This window comes from Burkholderia sp. Ac-20345 (assembly GCF_017104825.1).
GTDB classification, from domain to species: domain Bacteria; phylum Pseudomonadota; class Gammaproteobacteria; order Burkholderiales; family Burkholderiaceae; genus Burkholderia; species Burkholderia lata_B.
The window spans coordinates 1-2,966 of sequence record NZ_JAAGPO010000420.1; the positions used below are offsets into that span (position 1 = coordinate 1).

The 2,966-nt window shown below is 68.4% G+C and carries 5 protein-coding genes and 1 pseudogene; 3 read left to right on the forward strand and 3 right to left on the reverse strand.

What is annotated here, in order from left to right; all coding sequences use genetic code 11:
- The 3 genes from G3O06_RS47515 to G3O06_RS47525 form a co-directional block, all read left to right on the forward strand.
- On the forward strand, positions 1-513 hold a 513-nt coding region (locus tag G3O06_RS47515; RefSeq protein WP_205820226.1), incomplete at its 5' end, for a beta-ketoacyl synthase chain length factor.
- A complete protein-coding gene (locus G3O06_RS47520) occupies positions 513-1,016 on the forward strand; it encodes a hotdog family protein (protein ID WP_205820228.1) in 504 nt (167 codons plus the stop codon). The genes G3O06_RS47515 and G3O06_RS47520, both read left to right, overlap by 1 nt.
- A complete protein-coding gene (locus G3O06_RS47525; RefSeq protein ID WP_205820229.1) occupies positions 1,000-1,347 on the forward strand; it encodes a hypothetical protein in 348 nt (115 codons plus the stop codon). The genes G3O06_RS47520 and G3O06_RS47525 overlap by 17 nt, the downstream gene beginning before the upstream one ends.
- 90 nt (positions 1,348-1,437) lie before the next feature.
- On the opposite strand, the gene G3O06_RS47530 is transcribed toward G3O06_RS47525, so the two are convergent.
- The 3 genes and pseudogenes from G3O06_RS47530 to G3O06_RS47540 all read right to left on the reverse strand — a co-directional run.
- Positions 1,438-1,644 (reverse strand): hypothetical protein, encoded by a 207-nt coding sequence (locus G3O06_RS47530; RefSeq protein WP_011353204.1) that lies wholly within the window; start codon positions 1,642-1,644, stop codon positions 1,438-1,440.
- 108 nt (positions 1,645-1,752) lie between these two features.
- Positions 1,753-2,496, reverse strand: coding sequence for an acetoacetyl-CoA reductase (phbB, locus tag G3O06_RS47535; protein ID WP_041492959.1), 744 nt, complete (start codon positions 2,494-2,496; stop codon positions 1,753-1,755).
- A 216-nt stretch (positions 2,497-2,712) separates the two neighbouring features.
- Positions 2,713-2,966 (reverse strand): annotated as a pseudogene (locus G3O06_RS47540) (acetyl-CoA C-acetyltransferase); the annotation flags it as partial.

Here is a 2,966-nt window from a genome sequence, read left to right on the forward strand (position 1 = left end):
TGCGACGATTGCCAGCTGTCGCCGACGCGCTTCCACAACTCCGTGCACAACGCGCCGGCCGGCTACTGGAGCATCGCGACGCGCGCGATGGCGACGTCGAACGTGCTGTGCGCGCACGACGGCAGCTTTGCCGCGGGCCTGCTCGAGAGCCTGTGCCAGGTCGCGGTCGATCGCGTGCCGACCCTGCTGATCGCGTACGACACCGACTACCCGGAACCGCTGCGCGCGGTGCGGCCGATCGGCGACGCGTTCGGCGTGGCACTCGTGCTCGCGCCCGAAGCAAGCGAACGCGCGCTCGCGCGCATCGACGTGCAACTGACGGACGCGCCCGCCACGACGCTCGCGCATCCCGGGCTCGACGCGCTGCGCGCCGGCAATCCGGCCGCACGCGTGCTGCCGCTGCTCGATGCGCTCGCCGTGCGGCGTTCGACGCGCGTCGTGCTCGACTACCTGGCCGACACACGTGTGCAGGTCGACGTCGCGATGCCGGATACGTTCGCGGAGCGTGCGTGATGACCGCGACGATTCCGCTCGCGCCGCCGCTCGACCACGCGTGGATCGCCGCGCACATTCCGCACGACGGCGCGATGTGCGTGCTCGATACGGTCGATGCATGGGATGCCGACCGCATCCGCTGCAGCGCGACGAGCCACCGCGATCCGCACAACCCGCTGCGTTCGCACGGCCGGCTCGCAGCCGTCTGCGGAATCGAATACGCGGCACAGGCGATGGCCGTCCACGGCGCGCTGCTCGGCGCGCACGAAGCGCGCCCGCGCGTCGGTTATCTGGCGAGCGTGCGCAACGTCGACGCATTCGTCGACCGGCTCGACACGTTCGCTCAGCCGCTCGCCGTCGAAGCTGAGCGCGTGAGCGGCGACGCCCGCTCGGTGCTGTACGCCTTTGCATTGCGCTGCGGCGATCGCGTGCTGCTGTCCGGCCGCGCCGCGGTGATGCTCGACGCGTCGGCGGCCGGCGCGTTTCGTTCGGCGCCAGCCGGCGATGCGAATCCTCGATGAAGCCGCTTACTCAACGGAAGGAAACCAGGTCGTGAAAGTTCGTCAGTTCATTGGCACCGCGCTCGTTCTGGCGCTGATCAGCCCGATCGCGCACGCGGACATGTCGGAAGTGAAGCAGGACATCAAGCGCGATTCGAAGGAAGCCGCGCACAAGACCGGCGAGGCGGCCCGCAGCTTCGGCCACGCAACCGCGAGCGCCGCGAAGGCGGTCGGGCACGGGGTCGCACATGCGTCGCGCGAAGGCTGGGATGCCACCAAGCGCACGACGAAGCGGATCTTCCACAAGAACGACTCGCGCGAGTCGGGTGGAAAGAGCGAAAAGAGCGATTGACCACGGGCATCGCGCGCATCGCCCGTGGCGTGCGCGCGATGCGTGACCGTTCGTCAGCCGTGACGCGTCACTACCGCGCTGCCGCTGCCGTCAACGCGCGCCGCGCATGCGGCGTGCCGGCCTGGCCCGCACGCGCGCGAAGCACTTGCCGTATGCGACGAGCCAGCAATCGCGATGATCGAAGTTCCGCAGCAGCCGCGCACGGCGCCGCTCGAGCCAGTAGAGCGAGACCGCCATCGTCAGCGCGACGGCCAGTGCCGTGCCGCCGATCGCGAGTCCCATCCAGGTGTCGCCCATGCCTTCTCCGGATTGCGAGGCCGAAGCGGCGCGCCTGCCGCCGCCCTGGCACTGGATATTGCGGAACACGGCCCGGCACGTGCGCGCACGCTGCCGGGCCGCCGCGCGTCAGTGCATGTGCTGGCCGCCGTTGATCGCGATGTTGGAGCCCGTCACGAAGCCGGCCTCCTCCGAGCACAGGTAAGCGACCAACGCCGCGACTTCCTCGGGCTTGCCGAGCCGGCCCGCCGGAATCTGCGGGAGGATCTTCGAGTCGAGGATGTCCTGCGGGATCGCCGTGACCATCTTCGTCGCGAGGTAGCCCGGCGACACCGTGTTCACCGTCACGCCCTTGCGCGCGATCTCGAGCGCGAGCGATTTCGTGAAACCGTGCATGCCGGCCTTCGCGGCCGCGTAGTTGGTCTGGCCGACCGAACCCTTCGAGCCGTTCACCGACGAGATGTTGACGATGCGGCCCCAACCGCGCTCGACCATGCTTTCGCAGACCGGCTTCGTCATGTTGAACACGGAATCGAGGTTCGTGCGGATCACCGCATCCCAGTTGACCTTGTCGAGCTTGCGCAGCGTCATGTCGCGCGTGATGCCCGCGTTGTTCACGAGAATGTCGACCGGGCCGACGTCCCGCGCGATCTTCTCGATGCATTGCTGGCACGAATCGTGATCGGCCACGTCCACCGGGTACGCGTGGAACTCGCGGCCGGCCGCATGCATCTCGGTCAGCCAGCGGTCCGCGCCGGTGTTGTTCGGCGAATACGTGACGACTACCCGGTGTCCCGCGTCGTTCAACCTGATGCTGACCGCTTCGCCAAGACCGCCCATTCCACCAGTCACAACTGCAATTCGCTTAGTCATCCTATAAATTACCGACAAAAAAGTAATCGATGAAGGCGGAGCGACGGCATCGCACATGCTGCCGCCCCACCGCTTCGATGCGCAGCCGCCCGCGTCACGGGCGCGGCACGCACCGGCACCTCGCGCTTGTTGTTCACTGCTTGTCGTGCGCGAAAACCGCTTCACCCGCGTGCGGCGCTGGCCGGCGCCGCACGCGGGACGTGTGTCAGACCCCGCTCAGGCGCGTTCGACCGCGAGCGCGACGCCCATCCCGCCGCCGATGCACAGCGACGCCAGCCCGCGCTTCGCATCGCGCTTGGCCATCTCGTGCAGCAGCGTCACCAGGATCCGGCAGCCCGACGCACCGATCGGGTGGCCGATCGCGATCGCCCCGCCGTTCACGTTCACCTTCGACGTGTCCCAGCCCATCTGCTTGTGCACCGCCAGCGCCTGCGCCGCGAACGCCTCGTTGATTTCCATCAGGTCCAGGT

What these genes read in the sequence shown, in the direction of transcription:
- G3O06_RS47520 (WP_205820228.1), top strand. Translation starts at nt 513, where the DNA reads ATGACCGCGACGATTCCGCTCGCGCCGCCGCTCGACCACGCGTGGATC.
- G3O06_RS47525 (WP_205820229.1), top strand. Translation starts at nt 1,000, where the DNA reads ATGCGAATCCTCGATGAAGCCGCTTACTCAACGGAAGGAAACCAGGTC.
- G3O06_RS47530 (WP_011353204.1), bottom strand. Translation starts at nt 1,644, where the DNA reads ATGGGCGACACCTGGATGGGACTCGCGATCGGCGGCACGGCACTGGCC.
- phbB (WP_041492959.1), bottom strand. Translation starts at nt 2,496, where the DNA reads ATGACTAAGCGAATTGCAGTTGTGACTGGTGGAATGGGCGGTCTTGGC.